This window comes from Mesorhizobium sp. M0019, assembly GCF_040323975.1.
Classification (GTDB): domain Bacteria; phylum Pseudomonadota; class Alphaproteobacteria; order Rhizobiales; family Rhizobiaceae; genus Mesorhizobium.
Genome location: NZ_JAMYVK010000012.1, coordinates 95,942 through 112,167 on the forward strand (window position 1 = coordinate 95,942; position 16,226 = coordinate 112,167).

Below are 16,226 nucleotides of genomic sequence, written 5' to 3' on the forward strand. Positions count from 1 at the left end.
CCCTCAATGCTTTTGGTCTAGAGTGGGTGAACAATCCTGCGATGTCAATAATAAATAAGAGTGATTTAATTATTGACAGTGCTGGCGGACTGGTGTCTCTTGAGAACGGCGTCGACACTGGGAGATTTCGTCGGACGCGCTGCAGATGCCGGTTGGCCGGCATCCTAAATGGTTCCATGGGAGGAAAATCGTGACCACGTCAAAACTGTTGAAATCCACCGTGTTTGCCGCGGCCGGACTGAGCTTGATGGCGTTTGCATCGACGGCATCGGCCGCCGGGGTCGGCGCCTGCTTGATCACCAAGACCGACACCAATCCCTTCTTCGTCAAGATGAAGGAAGGTGCCGCCGCGAAAGCCAAGGAAATTGGTGTCGATCTGAAGGCCTACGCCGGCAAGGCGGAAGGCGACAATGAGGGCCAGGTTGCGGCGATCGAATCCTGCATCGCCGACGGCGCCAAGGGCATTTTGATCACCGCCACCGACACTGCGGCCATCGTGCCGGCGGTGAAGAAGGCGCGTGATGCAGGGGTGCTGGTGATCGCTCTGGACACCCAGCTCGAGCCTGCCGACGCCGCGGATGCGACGTTTGCGACCGACAATTTCAAGGCCGGCGAGCTTATCGGCTCCTGGGCAAAGGCCACCTTGGGCGACAAGGCCAAGGACGCGCACATCGCCTACATGGATCTTATCGCCAGCCAGCCCTCCGTCGACGTGCAGCGTGATCAGGGCTTCATGAAGGGCTTCGGCATCGACCTCGGCGATCCCAACAAGATCGGCGACGAAACCGACGCACGCAATGTCTGTCACGATCTGTCGAGTGGCAATGAGGATGGCGGGCACACTGCCATGGAGAATTGCCTGCAGAAGGATCCGGATATCAACGTCGTCTACACCATCAACGAACCCGCGGCCGCGGGCGCCTACCAGGCGCTTAAGGCCGTCGGCAAGGAGAAGGACGTCCTGATTGTCTCGGTCGATGGCGGCTGCCCGGGTGTCAAGAACGTTGCCGAGGGCGTGATCGGCGCCACTTCACAGCAATATCCACTGCTCATGGCCTCGCTCGGTATCGAGGCGATCAAGACCTTTGCCGACAGCGGCAAGAAGCCTGAGCCGTCGCCCGGTCTGAACTTCTACAACACCGGCGTGACGCTGATCACCGACAAGCCTGCCGCCGGCATCGAATCCATTGACACGAAGCAAGGCCTCAGCAAGTGCTGGGGTTGATTTGATCCCCTGATCGGCTCAACTTCAAAAGTAATAGAGAATGTGGAGCGGTTTCGGCCGCTCCACATCACAGGCGGGGAGGCCGACTTGAGCGTCGAAACAACCAGGAGCAAGGGACCGCAGGAATTCGAGACGGTCCTGGCCACTAGCGACACCAGCGTCGCTTCATTCGAGACGCATTCCCGCTCGACGCTCGAGAGCATCCAGCACCGCTTGCACAAGAGCCCTGCCATGGTGCCGCTGATCATCCTGATCATCTCGGTGGGTCTGTTCGCAGTGGTCGTCGGCGGACGCTTCTTTTCTCCTTTCACCCTCACCCTGATCCTCCAGCAGGTGGCGATAACCGGCATGGTCGGCATCGCGCAGACACTGGTGGTGCTCACCGCCGGCATCGACCTGTCCGTCGGTGCCATCATGGTGCTGAGCTCGGTCGTCATGGGCCAGTTTGCCATGCACTACGGTGTCCCAGCGCCGGTGGCCGTTGCCGTCGGGCTGCTTGTCGGCGCGATTTGCGGCTTGATCAACGGCATTCTCATCGCCTGGGTGAAACTGCCGCCCTTCATCGTGACGCTCGGCACCTGGTCGATCTACGCTGCCATCAACTTCATCTATTCCGGTAACGAGACCATCCGCAGCCAGGATCTCGAGACGACGGCGCCGCTGCTGCAGTTTTTCGGCGGATCGTTCAGGATCGGGGGCGCCGTCTTCACCTATGGCGTGCTGTTGGTGCTGATCATGGCGGCAATTGCCTGGTACGTGCTCAATCACACCGCGTGGGGCCGGCACGTCTATGCGGTGGGCGACGACCCGGAGGCCGCGGAACTGTCGGGAGTGCGCGTCAGCCGGATGCTGGTCGCGGTCTACACGCTGACTGGTATCATTTGCGCCATCGCCGGCTGGGCCCTGATCGGACGCATCGGATCGGTCTCGCCGCAGGCCGGGCAGTTCGAGAACATCAATTCGATTACCGCCGTGGTGATCGGCGGCACTTCGCTGTTCGGCGGCCGCGGCTCCATCCTCGGGACCATCTTCGGTGCGCTGATCGTCGGCGTGTTCGCGCTCGGTCTCAGGCTTTGGGGGACAGATCCGCAATGGACGCAATTGTCCGTCGGCGCCCTTATCATCATCGCTGTTGGTATCGACCAGTGGATCAGGAAGATCTCGGCATGAACCAGACTCACGAACCGATCCTTACCGCGCGCAGCCTGGTCAAGCGCTACGGCCGCGTCACCGCTCTCGACAGCGCAGACTTCGACCTCTATCCGGGCGAAATCCTTGCTGTCATTGGCGACAACGGCGCCGGCAAGTCGTCGCTTATCAAAGCCATTTCCGGAGCGGTCACCCCGGACGAAGGTGAGATACGGCTTGAAGGCAAGCCTATTGCCTTCAAATCGCCGATGGAGGCGCGCGAGGCCGGCATCGAGACCGTCTACCAGAACCTGGCTCTGTCGCCGGCGCTGTCTATCGCCGACAACATGTTCCTCGGCCGCGAGATCCGCAAGCCCGGGTTCCTCGGCGAATGGCTGCGCATGCTCGACCGTCCGGCGATGGAAAAGCGTGCCCGCGACAAGCTCACCGAACTTGGCCTGATGACGATCCAGAACATCAGCCAGGCGGTGGAAACGCTCTCCGGCGGCCAGCGCCAAGGCGTGGCGGTGGCCCGCGCCGCCGCCTTCGGCTCGAAGATGGTCATCATGGATGAGCCGACGGCCGCGCTCGGCGTCAAGGAGAGCCGCCGCGTGCTCGAACTCATACTCGACGTCAAACGCCGAGGCCTGCCGATCGTGTTGATTTCACACAATATGCCGCATGTCTTCGAGGTGGCCGACCGCATCCACATTCATCGGCTCGGCCGTCGCCTGTGTGTCATCGATCCGAAGCAGTATACGATGTCCGACGCCGTCGCCTTCATGACTGGCGCCAAGGTGCCGCCGGAAGCGGCGCTGGCGGCTTGAGCAAGAACTTGAGGCCCATCGCCGAGGGGCCCAAACGCGATGTTTCCAAATGCCAAATTGCCGCAGGGCAACCCGGCTTGCGATCACCCGAATCGATTGAACATCCGGTGGGATGCACTAGCATTGGCAGAGATGGTGAAAGCCGCATGATCCTGGCAACGTCACGAGAGGCAGCATGACGCGCGCGATGACAACCGAAGCTCCTCTGCCCACGCTCAAAAACCCGGATCCCAAGACGCTCGCCGAGGAAGTCTTGCAAGCCCTCAAATACAGGGTCGGCAAGGGCACCAACGTTGCAACCCAGTACGATTGGCTCACCGCCTCGATCAAGGTTGTACGCGACCGCATAGTCGATCACTGGATGCAGGCGACCCAAGAGGCCTACGCCCAGCAGGAAAAGCGCGTCTACTACCTGTCACTGGAATTCCTCATCGGCCGCCTGATGCGCGATGCCTTCTCCAATCTCGGCCTGATGGACAATATGCGCGAGGCGCTGTCGTCGCTTGGCGTCGACCTCGACATCATTGCTGCGCTCGAACCGGACGCTGCCCTTGGCAATGGCGGTCTTGGCCGGCTCGCCGCCTGCTTCATGGAAAGCATGGCGACCGTCAATATCCCCGCGCATGGCTACGGCATCCGCTACGCCAACGGGATGTTTCGGCAGGAGATCCATGACGGCTGGCAGGTGGAGCTGCCCGAGACGTGGCTCGATCACGGCAATCCCTGGGAGTTCGAGCGCCGCGAACGCTCCTTCGAGGTCGGCTTCGGCGGCTCGGTAGAATCGGTCACGTCGAAGGACGGCCGGCTCGAGCGCCACGTCTGGAAGCCGACCGAACATGTTCTGGCAGTCGCCTATGATACGCCGGTTGTCGGCTGGCGGGCCAACCGCGTCAACACGCTGCGTCTGTGGTCCGGCATGCCGGTCGACCCGATCCTGCTCGACAAGTTCAACGCCGGCGATCACATCGGCGCGCTCGCCGAAAGCAACAAGGCCGATGCGTTGTCGCGCGTCCTTTACCCGGCCGATTCCCACAAGGCGGGCCAGGAGTTGCGGCTCAGGCAGGAGTATTTCTTCTCCACCGCCTCGCTGCAGGACATCGTCCAGCGTCATCTCAGCCAGTATGGCGACCTGCAATCGCTGCCCGACAAGGCGGCGATCCATCTCAACGACACCCATCCGGCGATCGCCGTAGCCGAGCTGATGCGCCTGTTGATGGATGTCCACGGCATGGATTTCGACCAGGCCTGGAGCATCACCAAGCGCACCTTCGGCTACACCAACCACACGCTCCTTCCCGAAGCGCTGGAAAGCTGGCCCGTGCCGCTGTTCGAGCGGCTGTTGCCGCGCCACATGCAGATCGTCTACGCCATCAACGCCGAGGTGCTGCTCGAGGCGCGCGCCTCCGACCAGTTCTCGGACGAGCAGATCAGCCGCATCTCGCTGATCCAGGAAAATGGCGATCGCCGCGTGCGTATGGGCAATCTGGCCTTTGTCGGCTCGCACTCGATCAACGGCGTGTCGGCACTGCATACAGAATTGATGAAGGAGACGGTGTTTGCCGACCTCCACAGGCTCTACCCGGATCGCATCAACAACAAGACCAACGGGATCACACCGCGGCGCTGGCTGATACAGTGCAATCCCGGCCTCACTGCACTCACCCGAGAGGCGATTGGCGACGGCTTCCTCGACGACATCGACGAGATAAAGCGGCTTGATCCTTTCGCTGAGGACGCAGCCTTCCGCGACAAGTTCGCCGCCGTCAAACGGGCGAACAAGACGAGGCTTGCCAAGCTCGTTGCCGACCGGCTCGGCATCAAGGTCGACCCATCGGCGCTGTTCGACATCCAGGTCAAGCGCATCCACGAATACAAGCGCCAGCTCTTGAACATTCTCGAAGCGGTCGCGCTTTACGACCAGATCCGCTCGCATCCGGAGCGCGACTGGATGCCTCGCGTCAAATTCTTCGGCGGCAAGGCGGCGCCCAGCTATCACAACGCCAAGCTGATCATCAAACTTGCCAATGACGTCGCCCGGGTCATCAACCGCGACCCGGCGGTGCGCGGCTTGCTGAAAGTGGTATTCGTGCCGAACTACAATGTCAGCCTGGCCGAGATCATGATGCCGGCCGCCGATCTTTCGGAGCAGATATCGACCGCCGGCATGGAAGCGTCCGGCACCGGCAACATGAAGTTCGCACTGAACGGCGCGCTGACCATCGGCACGCTCGACGGCGCCAATGTCGAGATCAAGGAATGCGTGGGCGACGACAATATCTTCATCTTCGGCCTGACCACCGATGAGGTCGCCGAGCGACGCAACAATGGTTACGATCCGCGCGCTGTGATCGAGGGATCGCCTGAATTGGCGCAGGCGCTGGCCGCGGTTTCATCCGGAGTCTTTTCACCTGACGATCCGGACCGTTATCGCGACCTGATCAACGGTCTTTACCAGAGCGACTGGTTCATGGTCGCCGCGGATTTCGATGCCTACGCCGCCACCCAGCGCGACGTCGATGCCGTCTGGCGCAACAGCCCGGACTGGTACGCCAGAGCCATCCGCAATGTCGCGCGCGTCGGCTGGTTCTCGTCCGATCGAACGATCCGCCAATATGCGAAAGACATATGGCACGTGCCCGCCTGATATGATTGCATGTGGCCACGAACAATGTGGTCCTAGTGGAGTGGATTTGACCCTCGCATCCCTTGGAGGGTAAGGCGGCATGCGAATGTCGAATTCAAAACTCCACTAGAAACATACACTTGGTGCCCGGGGAGGGTCACTGCCTGATGAGCAAGCCGCGCGCGACCGTTGCGACAAGCGGGCCGGACGGACTGGCGCCAGCCGGCGATGTCGCGGCGATTGTCGCCGGCACGCACGGCGATCCGTTTGCCGTGCTTGGCGTGCATGAGGCGGGAAAGGGCTTTGTCGCCCGCTGCTTCGTCCCTCATGCCGAGTTCGTCACCGCCTATACGCTGACCGGCAAGAAGGCCGGCGAGCTGTCGAGACGCGACGACCGCGGTTTCTTCGAAGGCAAACTGTCGCTGCGCAAACGCCAGCCGCTGCGCTATCACGCCAGGAATTCCGGCGGTGACTGGTGGCTGACCGATCCATATTCCTTCGGTCCCGTGCTCGGCCCGATGGACGATTATTACATCGCCGAAGGGTCGCATCTCAGGCTGTTCGACAAGCTCGGCGCCCATCTCATCGACCATGAAGGTGCATCGGGTGTGCATTTTGCGGTGTGGGCGCCCAATGCAAGGCGCGTCTCGGTGGTCGGCGACTTCAACGAGTGGGACGGCCGCAGGCATACCATGCGCGTCCGCCGCGACACCGGCATCTGGGAGCTGTTCATTCCCGACATCGGCGCTGGCCGCCCGTATAAGTATGAAATCATCGGGCCGGATGGCGTGAGATTGCCGCTCAAAGCCGATCCGTTCGCCTTCAAGTCCGAACTGCGCCCGGCCACCGCCTCGGTGACGGCACTGCCGCCGGCGCATGAATGGGGTGACGAGGCGCACCGGAACTACTGGCGCAATGCCGACCACAGGCGCGAAGCCGTATCGATCTACGAGGTTCATGCCGGGTCATGGCGGCTTCACGACGACGGCACCTTCCTGTCGTGGGATGAGCTCGCCGACAGGCTGATCCCTTACGTGGTCGAGACCGGTTTTACCCACATCGAATTCATGCCGATCTCCGAACACCCTTATGACCCGTCCTGGGGCTACCAGACGACGGGTCTTTATGCGCCGACTGCCCGCTTTGGCGATCCGGACGGTTTTGCCCGCTTCGTCGACGGCGCCCACCGTGCAGGCATCGGCGTCATCCTCGACTGGGTGCCGGCGCATTTCCCGGTTGACGAACACGGTCTGGCAAAGTTCGATGGTACCGCGCTCTACGAACATGCCGATCCGCGCAAGGGCTTCCATCCCGACTGGAACACCGCGATCTATAATTTTGGGCGCCGCGAAGTGATTTCGTTCCTGGTCAACAATGCGCTGTTCTGGGCCGAGAAATATCACGTCGACGGACTGCGCGTCGATGCGGTCGCCTCGATGCTTTATCTCGATTATTCGCGCAAGGCCGGTGAATGGATTCCCAACGAGAAGGGCGGGCGGGAGAACCTCGAAGCGGTCAGCTTCCTGCAGCGTATGAACAAGGAGGTCTACGGCCACCATCCAGGTGTGATGACCATCGCCGAGGAATCGACCTCGTGGCCGAAAGTCTCGCAGCCGGTGCATGAAGGCGGACTGGGCTTCGGTTTTAAATGGAACATGGGCTTCATGCATGACACTTTGGAGTATTTCTCCAAGGAGCCGATCTTCCGCAAGCATCACCACAACGACATCACCTTCGGTCTGGTCTACGCCTTCAGCGAGAATTTCGTGCTGCCGCTGTCCCATGACGAAGTGGTGCACGGCAAGGGCACGCTGCTCAACAAGATGGCCGGCGACGACTGGCAGAAATTCGCGACGCTGCGCGCCTATTACGCGTTCATGTGGGGTTATCCCGGCAAGAAGCTGTTGTTCATGGGCCAGGAGTTCGCACAGCGCCGCGAGTGGAGCGAGGGGCGCGCGCTCGACTGGAACCTGCTCGATTTCCGGCTCCACCGCGGCGTCTGGCAGACGGTGCGCGATCTCAACTATCTCTACCGCTCGCGCCCCGCGCTGCATGCCCGCGACTGCGAGCCGGAGGGCTTTTCCTGGCTGATCGTCGACGACAGCGCGAACTCAGTATTTGCTTGGCTGCGCAGCGCGCCGGGCGGCAACCCGGTCGCCGTCATTTCCAACTTCACGCCGGTCCCGCGCGACAATTACCGCGTGCCGTTGCCGCACGCCGGAAAATGGCGCGAGATCATCAACACCGATGCCACGGATTATGGCGGTTCCGGCAAGGGCAATAGCGGCGTCGTCGAGGCTCGGTCGGAAGGAGGAGGCATTTCGGCGACGATGCTTTTGCCGCCGCTGTCAACGATCATGCTCGAATTCGTCCCGGACTGAGCTATGTCTGGAGCATCTAACCTGGGAGGATAGGAATGGCTGAAACAAAACGAACACAGCCGCTGGCACGCGACGCCATGGCTTATGTGCTGGCCGGCGGCCGTGGCAGCCGGCTCAAGGAACTGACCGACCGCCGCGCCAAACCGGCGGTCTATTTCGGCGGCAAGACCCGCATCATCGATTTCGCGCTCTCCAATGCGCTCAATTCCGGTATCCGCCGCCTCGGCGTCGCCACCCAGTACAAGGCGCATTCGCTGATCCGCCATCTGCAGCGCGGCTGGAACTTCCTGCGGCCCGAGCGCAACGAGAGTTTCGACATTTTGCCGGCCAGCCAGCGTGTGTCGGAAACGCAATGGTATGAGGGCACCGCCGACGCCGTGTACCAGAACATCGACATCATCGAGGCCTACGGGCCGGAATACATGGTCATCCTGGCCGGCGACCACATCTACAAGATGGACTACGAAATGATGCTGCGCCAGCATGTCGAGGCCGGCGCCGATGTCACCGTCGGCTGCCTCGAAGTGCCGCGCATGGAAGCCACCGGCTTCGGCGTCATGCATGTCGATCCCAAGGACACCATCATCTCCTTCATCGAAAAGCCCGCCGATCCGCCCGGCATTCCCGACAAACCGGATTACGCGCTGGCCTCGATGGGCATCTATGTGTTCAAGACCAAGTTCCTGATGGAGCAATTGCGTCGCGATGCGGCGGAGCCCGGCTCGAGCCGCGACTTCGGCAAGGACATCATCCCCTACATCGTCGAGCACGGAAAGGCGATCGCCCATCGCTTCGCCAAATCCTGCGTGCGCTCGACCGCCGAGAACGAGGCCTATTGGCGCGACGTCGGAACGGTCGACGCCTATTGGGAGGCCAATATCGACCTGACCGACATCACGCCGGAACTCGACCTTTACGACCGCGACTGGCCGATCTGGACTTATGCCGAGTTGAAGCCGCCGGCAAAGTTCGTGCATGACGAGGATGGCCGCCGCGGGTCGGCCGTGTCGTCTCTCGTGTCGGGCGATTGCATCGTTTCGGGCGCTTCGCTGAAGCGAAGCCTGATCTTCACCGGCGCGCGCATCAATTCCTATTCGACGCTGGAGGAGGTCGTCATGCTGCCGGACGTCCATGTCGGCCGCAACGCCAGGCTGAAGCGCGTGGTCATCGATCACGGCGTCAGGATCCCGGAGGGGCTGGTGGTCGGCGAGGATCCTGTCCTCGACGCCAAGCGTTTCCGCGTTTCGGAAAAAGGCATCTGCCTCGTCACGCAGGACATGATCAACAGGCTGGGATCGTAGTGCATGCAGGTTCTGTCGGTGGCGCCCGAGATCTTTCCGCTGGTCAAGACCGGCGGGCTCGCCGACGTAACCGGCGCCTTGCCCGTGGCATTGGCCGGCAAGGGCGTCACCATGCGCACGCTCGTCCCCGGCTATCCCCAGGTGATGGGAGCCTTCAGGAAAAAAAAGCCGGTTCAGCAATATCCGTTGCTGCAGGGCGGCAAGGCCTCGGTGCATGCCGTCCAGATCGCCGGGCTCGACCTGTTCGTGCTTGACGCGCCGCATCTTTTCGACCGTCCCGGCGGCCCATACGGCAACGCGACAGGCGCCGACTGGCCGGACAATTGGCGGCGGTTCGCGGCCTTGAGCCAGGTAGGCGGTGATATTGCCGGCGGCGCGATATCGGGCTACCTGCCCGATATCGTCCATGCCCATGACTGGCAGTCGGCAATGACGCTTGCCTACATGCGCTACGGCAAGGCGGTCGGCACGCCGTCGATGATCACCGTGCACAACCTCGCCTTCCAGGGCCAGTTCGGCGCCGGCATCTTTGGCGAGCTTGGCCTGCCGGCGGCGGCGATGGCGCTCGACGGCATCGAATATTACGGCGGCGTCGGCTTCCTCAAGGCCGGCCTGCAGGCCGCCTGGGCGATCACCACGGTCAGCCCGACCTATGCGCAGGAAATCCGCTTGCCCGAATACGGCATGGGCCTCGACGGCCTGATCAACATGCGCTCCGTCGATCTCCATGGCATCGTCAACGGCATCGATACCGAGATCTGGAACCCGGAAACCGACAAGCATCTAGCCTCCAACTACACCGCAAAGACGCTCAAGGCGCGAATGCCCAACAAGGCCGCGGTCGAGGACCGTTTCAGCCTCGATCGCGATGACAGCCCGATCGTCTGCGTCGTCAGCCGGCTGACCTGGCAAAAGGGCATGGACATACTGGCTGCGGCCGTCGACGGCATCGTCGCGGCAGGTGCACGGCTGGCAATCCTTGGGTCTGGCGACGCTGGGCTGGAAGGCGCGTTGCTTGCCGCCGCAGCCCGCCATCGCGGCCGCATCGGCGTTGTCGTCGGCTATGACGAGGGACTCTCCCACACCATGCAGGGCGGCTGCGACGCAATCATTATCCCATCGCGCTTCGAACCTTGCGGGCTGACACAGCTTTACGGCCTGCGCTATGGCTGCGTGCCGGTGGTCGCGCGCACCGGCGGCCTTGCCGACACGATCATCGATGCCAACGAGGCCGCCATCTCTGCCGGCGTGGCGACCGGTTTCCAGTTTGCGCCCGCCAATGCCGGCGCCTTGCTGCACGCCGTCCGCCGCCTTGTCGAGGCGCATGCCAATCCCGCAGTGTGGACGTCGATGCAGCGGCAAGGCATGAAGGCCGACGTTTCGTGGGACAAAAGCGCCGAAAAATATGTCCAACACTATCGCTTGCTGCTTTCGAAAAGGGCTGCCTGACTGATGATCCGCACCGTCGCCACCAAACCCTATCCCGACCAGAAACCCGGCACCTCCGGGCTGCGCAAGAAAGTCCCGGTGTTCCAGCAGGAGCACTATGCCGAGAACTTTATCCAGTCGATCTTCGATGCGCTGGACGGGTTCGAGGGCAAAACCCTGGTGATCGGCGGCGACGGCCGCTTCTACAACCGCGAGGTCATCCAGAAGGCCATCGCCATGGCCGCGGCAAACGGCTTCGGCAAGGTGATGGTCGGGCAGGGCGGCATCTTGTCGACGCCGGCCGCTTCGCATGTCATCCGCAAATACAAGACCTTTGGCGGCATCATCCTGTCGGCCAGCCACAATCCGGGTGGTCCGCATGAGGATTTCGGCATCAAGTACAATGCCGGCAATGGCGGCCCGGCGCCGGAAAAGCTGACCGACGCGATCTTCGAAAAAACCAAGGCGATTTCAAGCTTCAAGATCGCCGATATCGGGCAGGTCGACATCGACACGATCGGCACGGTCAAGACGGGGGACATGACCGTCGAAATCATCGATCCTGTCGCCGACTATGCCGAACTGATGGAAAGCCTGTTCGATTTCGACGCATTGCGGGCGCTGTTCAAGTCGGGCTTCCGCATGCGCTTCGACGCCATGCATGCGGTGACCGGCCCCTACGCCAAGGAGATCCTCGAAAACCGGCTCGGCGCGCCCAACGGCACCGCCCGCAATTTCATTCCGCTGCCGGATTTCGGCGGCCATCATCCCGATCCCAATCTGGTGCACGCAAAACACCTCTGCGACGAGATGATGGGGCCGGATGCGCCAGACTTTGGCGCCGCCTCGGATGGCGACGGCGACCGCAACCTGATTATCGGCAAGGGAATTTTCATCACCCCGTCTGATTCGGTGGCGATGCTCGCCGCCAACGCCCATCTGGCGCCGGGCTACAAGGCCGGGCTGAAAGGCATCGCCCGCTCGATGCCGACCAGCGGTGCTGCCGACCGGGTCGCCGAAAAGCTCGGCATCGGCATCTACGAGACGCCGACCGGCTGGAAATTTTTCGGCAATCTGCTCGATGCCGGCATGGCAACGATCTGCGGCGAGGAGAGTGCGGGGACCGGCTCCAACCATGTCCGCGAAAAGGACGGCCTGTGGGCTGTGCTTTTATGGCTCAACATCCTTGCCGTGCGCGGCGAAAGCGCCAAGCAGATCGTCACCCGGCATTGGGCGGCATATGGCCGTAATTACTATTCGCGCCACGACTACGAGGAGGTCGAGACCGACCGTGCCAACGCGCTTGTCGACGAGCTGCGGGCCAAGCTCGGCTCGCTGCCTGGCACCAGCGTGCGCGGCATGACGATCGCCAGCGCCGATGATTTCGCCTATCACGATCCGGTCGACGGCTCGGTCAGCAAGAACCAGGGCATCAGGGTGTTGTTCGAAGGCGGCTCACGCGTCGTCTTCCGCCTGTCCGGCACCGGCACCTCGGGCGCGACGCTGCGGCTTTATGTCGAGCGCTACGAGCCGGACAAGAACCGCCACGATCTCGACACCCAGGAGGCGCTTGCCGATCTGATCGCGGCGGCCGACGACATTGCCGGGATTCGCAGCCATACCGGCCGCGCCAAGCCGAGCGTCATCACCTGATGTCGTCGGGACTATCCGCCGGCTATCGTCCGCGATTTGGCGGGCTTGCCGGGGAGGGCGGCATCCGCTTCGCCGCATGGTCCTCGTCGGCTCGGCGCATCTGGGTCTCGATCTTCGACGCGCGCGGCAACCGCGAAATCGACCGGCTGGAACTCCAGTCGGAAGGCGAGGGCGTCCACGCACTTTTTGTTGCCGGTCTCGCCGCCGGCACCCGATACGGGTTCCGTGCCGATGGCGACTACGCGCCGGAACACGGTTTCTGGTTCGATCCCGACAAGCTGCTGGCCGATCCCTATGCCGTCGAGATCGACAGGCCCTATGCCTATGACGGCCGGCTAGCCGCGCGCCGGGGCGAGGGGGCCGACACGGCGCCGCTGATGCCGAAAGCCATCGCCGGCGCCTTGCCGGAACCCTTGCCTGCCTTGCCGCCTCTGTTTCGGTCCGGCGGCCTCATCTACGAGGTGCCGGTACGCGCGTTCACAAAGCTGCATAAGGACATTCCCGAGAAGCAACGCGGCACCATTGGAGCGCTCGCTCACCCCCTCGTTGTCGAGCATCTGCAAAAACTCGGCGTGGCAGCCATTGAGTTGATGCCGGTGACTGCATCGATCGACGAACGGCATTTACCGCCGCTCGGTCTGCGCAACGCCTGGGGTTATAATCCCGTGACCTTCATGGCGCTCGATCCGCGACTGGCGCCCGGCGGTCTGGCCGAGTTGCGCGGAACGGTCGCCGCGCTGCGCGAGGCCGGCATCGGCACCATTCTCGACCTGGTGTTCAACCACACCGGCGAAAGCGACCGGCTCGGCCCGACATTGTCGCTGCGCGGCCTCGACAGCCGCGCCTATTATCGGCACGAGCCGGACGGCGCTCTGGTAAATGACACCGGAACCGGCAATACGGTTGCGTGCGATCATCCGGTCGTCCGGGAAATGGTCCTCGACGCGCTTCGCCACTTTGTCCAGCGCGCCGGTGTCGACGGTTTCCGCTTCGACCTGGCGCCGATCCTCGGCCGCGTCGACGGCGTTTTCGACGCCGATGCGCCGCTGCTGAACGCCATTCGCAAAGATCCTGTTCTTGGCGACCGGGTGCTGATCGCCGAGCCTTGGGATATCGGACCGGATGGCTATCAGCTCGGCAATTTTCCGCCGCCCTTCCTCGAATGGAACGACAAATGCCGTGACGATATCCGCCGTTTCTGGCGCGGCGAGGGCGGCATTATCGGTGCCTTGGCGACGCGGCTTGCCGGTTCGTCCGATGTCTTTGCCAAACCAGGCCAGACAACGAGCCGCAGCATCAACTTCATCGCCGCGCATGACGGCATGACGCTGGCCGATATCGTTGCCTATGAGCACAAGCACAACGAGGCCAATGGCGAACAGAACCGCGATGGCCACGACGACAACCTGTCCTGGAACAATGGCCTCGAGGGCGAGACCGGCGACCGTTCAATCGTTACGGCCCGTTTCGATGACCAGTGCGCGCTGCTGGCGACGCTCTTTGCCTCGCGCGGCACGACCATGCTGACGGCCGGCGACGAGTTCGGCCGCACGCAGCGCGGCAACAACAACGCCTACGCGCAGGACAATGACATCACCTGGCTCGACTGGGCCGGGCGCGACCTGGCGCTCGAGCACCATACGGCTCTGCTCGCCAAGATGCGTCGTGCCGTGCCGGCGCTCTTGGACACAACATTCCTGACCGGAGAACAGCCTGCGGGCTCGGAAATACCAGACGTAGCCTGGCTGACGGAAACCGGCATGCCGTTCGACGAGGCAGCCTGGCACGATGCCAGGCGGCGCCGGCTGGTCATGGTTCTCGGTAGCGGTGAGAACAGTCGCCTTGCGGTGGTCATCAATGGCGACCGCCGGGCCTGCATGTTCACGCTGCCGGAACGGGCCGGTTTTCATTGGCGCCCTGCCATCGAAACGGATACTGGCGACATCTCACGGCCGGTGCCTGGGCGAACGGTCATGTTCATGATCGAACGCAGGGCCGCGCGGGCGGGCGCAGGGGAGAGCCAGGATGGCTGACAATGCCGAATGGTGGCGCGGCTGCGTCATCTACCAGATCTACCCGCGCTCCTTCCAGGACACGACAGGCGACGGCAGCGGCGATCTCAGCGGCGTCACCTCGAGGCTGGCCCATGTCGCATCGCTGGGTGTCGACGCCGTCTGGCTGTCGCCTTTCTTCAAGTCGCCAATGGCCGATATGGGTTACGACGTTTCGGATTACTGCGCCGTCGATCCGATGTTCGGCACATCAGAGGATTTCGACGCACTGATTGCCGAGGCACACCGGCTCGGCCTGAAGGTGATCATCGATCAGGTCTTGTCGCATTCGTCGGATCGGCACGAATGGTTCGTCGAAAGCCGCACGAGCCGCGACAACCCCAAGGCCGACTGGTACGTCTGGGCCGATGCGAAGCCCGACGGCACCGCCCCCAACAACTGGCTGTCGCTTTTCGGCGGCCCGGCCTGGGAATGGGACGCAACGCGCAGGCAATATTACCTGCACAATTTCCTCGCCTCGCAGCCGGACCTGAATTTCCACAACCCGCAGGAGCAGGACGCCTTGCTGGAAACGGTGCGGTTCTGGCTCGAGCGCGGCGTCGACGGTTTCCGGCTGGATACGGTCAACTATTACGTCCACGACCGCTGGCTGCGCAGCAACCCGCCTTTGGCGGAAAGCGTGGCCGACACCAATGCGGCAACCAGCCCCTATCTCTATCAGGAGCATCTGTTCGACAAGAGCCAGCCGGAAAACCTTGCTTTCCTCAGGCGCTTCCGGGCCTTGCTTGACGAATATGAAGGCCGCGCCGCTGTGGGCGAGATTGGCGACGAAACGCGTTCCTTGCAAACACTCGCCGCCTATACCGGCGGTGGCGACAAGCTCCAAATGTCCTACACGTTCGACCTGCTCGGCCCGCAATTCTCGGCGTCGCATGTGCGTGGCTGTGTCGAGGCCTTCGAGAGTAAGGTGTTCGACGGCTGGGTTTGCTGGGCGTTCTCCAACCACGATGTCGTGCGCCATGTCAGTCGATGGACAAGGCCGGGCGGCGATCCGGACAGGGTGGCGAAATTCTCGATCGTGCTGCTTTCCTGCCTGCGCGGATCGATCTGCCTCTACCAGGGCGAAGAACTCGGGCTGGAGGAGGCCGAACTGGCGTTCGAGGATTTGCGCGATCCTTTCGGCATCCGCTTCTGGCCGGGGATCAAGGGGCGGGATGGGTGCCGAACGCCGATGGTCTGGGAGGCTGGCGCCGACAATGCCGGCTTTTCGACGGGCAAGTCGTGGCTTCCGGTCCCGGCAAGCCATCGCGACCGGGCGGTCGACGTCCAGGACGGCGAGCAAACGTCCGTCCTGGCGAGCTACCGGGCGATGCTGGCCTTGCGCAAGCAGCATCCGGCGCTGGTTCGAGGCTCGATCCGGTTCCTCGATGCCGAAGGCGACGTCCTTGCTTTCATTCGCGAAGGCGGTGACGAAAAGCTGCTGTGTGTCTTCAATTTCGCCGACGAGCCGGCCGGCTGGCAATTGCCACCGGATCTGGAAGCGATAGAGCTGATAGACCTTGGCGGTGCTGCCGGCGTCTTGCAGGAAAGAACTCTGTCGCTGCCGCCGCTGGGCTGCTTCCTCGGCCGGATCGGCTGAGCTCTATTT

Annotated in this window: 10 protein-coding genes; all 10 read left to right on the plus strand. The window is 62.6% G+C overall.

The features are described 5' to 3' along the window. Window positions 1-208: 208 nt before the first annotated feature. The 10 genes from NKK47_RS11720 to bglA all read left to right on the plus strand — a co-directional run bounded on the left by NKK47_RS11720 (window position 209) and on the right by bglA (window position 16,217). Window positions 209-1,225: a sugar ABC transporter substrate-binding protein gene (locus tag NKK47_RS11720; RefSeq protein WP_352449223.1), complete on the plus strand. Its 1,017-nt coding sequence runs from the start codon at window positions 209-211 to the stop codon at window positions 1,223-1,225. A gap of 87 nt (window positions 1,226-1,312) precedes the next feature. Then, window positions 1,313-2,395, plus strand: a complete 1,083-nt coding sequence (locus tag NKK47_RS11725; protein WP_352449101.1) for an ABC transporter permease — start codon at window positions 1,313-1,315, stop codon at window positions 2,393-2,395. After that, entirely contained in the window at window positions 2,392-3,180 is a 789-nt protein-coding gene (locus NKK47_RS11730) for an ATP-binding cassette domain-containing protein (RefSeq protein ID WP_023679303.1), read from the plus strand. The genes NKK47_RS11725 and NKK47_RS11730 overlap by 4 nt, the downstream gene beginning before the upstream one ends. 175 nt (window positions 3,181-3,355) lie before the next feature. Further along, the gene (locus NKK47_RS11735) at window positions 3,356-5,824 is read left to right on the plus strand and encodes a glycogen/starch/alpha-glucan phosphorylase (RefSeq protein ID WP_023679304.1); all 2,469 of its coding nucleotides are present in this window, start codon (window positions 3,356-3,358) and stop codon (window positions 5,822-5,824) included. 146 nt (window positions 5,825-5,970) lie between these two features. Continuing rightward, window positions 5,971-8,184, plus strand: a complete 2,214-nt coding sequence (gene glgB / locus NKK47_RS11740) for a 1,4-alpha-glucan branching protein GlgB (protein WP_352576863.1) — start codon at window positions 5,971-5,973, stop codon at window positions 8,182-8,184. 35 nt (window positions 8,185-8,219) lie between these two features. Continuing rightward, window positions 8,220-9,485: a glucose-1-phosphate adenylyltransferase gene (glgC, locus tag NKK47_RS11745; protein WP_352576865.1), complete on the plus strand. Its 1,266-nt coding sequence runs from the start codon at window positions 8,220-8,222 to the stop codon at window positions 9,483-9,485. Between the two features lie 3 nt (window positions 9,486-9,488). Next, window positions 9,489-10,934, plus strand: coding sequence for a glycogen synthase GlgA (gene glgA / locus NKK47_RS11750; RefSeq protein WP_352576867.1), 1,446 nt, complete (start codon window positions 9,489-9,491; stop codon window positions 10,932-10,934). 3 nt (window positions 10,935-10,937) lie between these two features. After that, window positions 10,938-12,566 (plus strand): alpha-D-glucose phosphate-specific phosphoglucomutase, encoded by a 1,629-nt coding sequence (locus NKK47_RS11755; RefSeq protein WP_352576869.1) that lies wholly within the window; start codon window positions 10,938-10,940, stop codon window positions 12,564-12,566. Further along, a complete protein-coding gene (gene glgX, locus NKK47_RS11760) occupies window positions 12,566-14,599 on the plus strand; it encodes a glycogen debranching protein GlgX (RefSeq protein WP_352576871.1) in 2,034 nt (677 codons plus the stop codon). Before NKK47_RS11755 ends, glgX begins: the two co-directional genes overlap by 1 nt. After that, entirely contained in the window at window positions 14,592-16,217 is a 1,626-nt protein-coding gene (bglA, locus tag NKK47_RS11765; protein ID WP_352576873.1) for a beta-galactosidase BglA, read from the plus strand. The genes glgX and bglA overlap by 8 nt, the downstream gene beginning before the upstream one ends. Window positions 16,218-16,226: the final 9 nt, after the last annotated feature.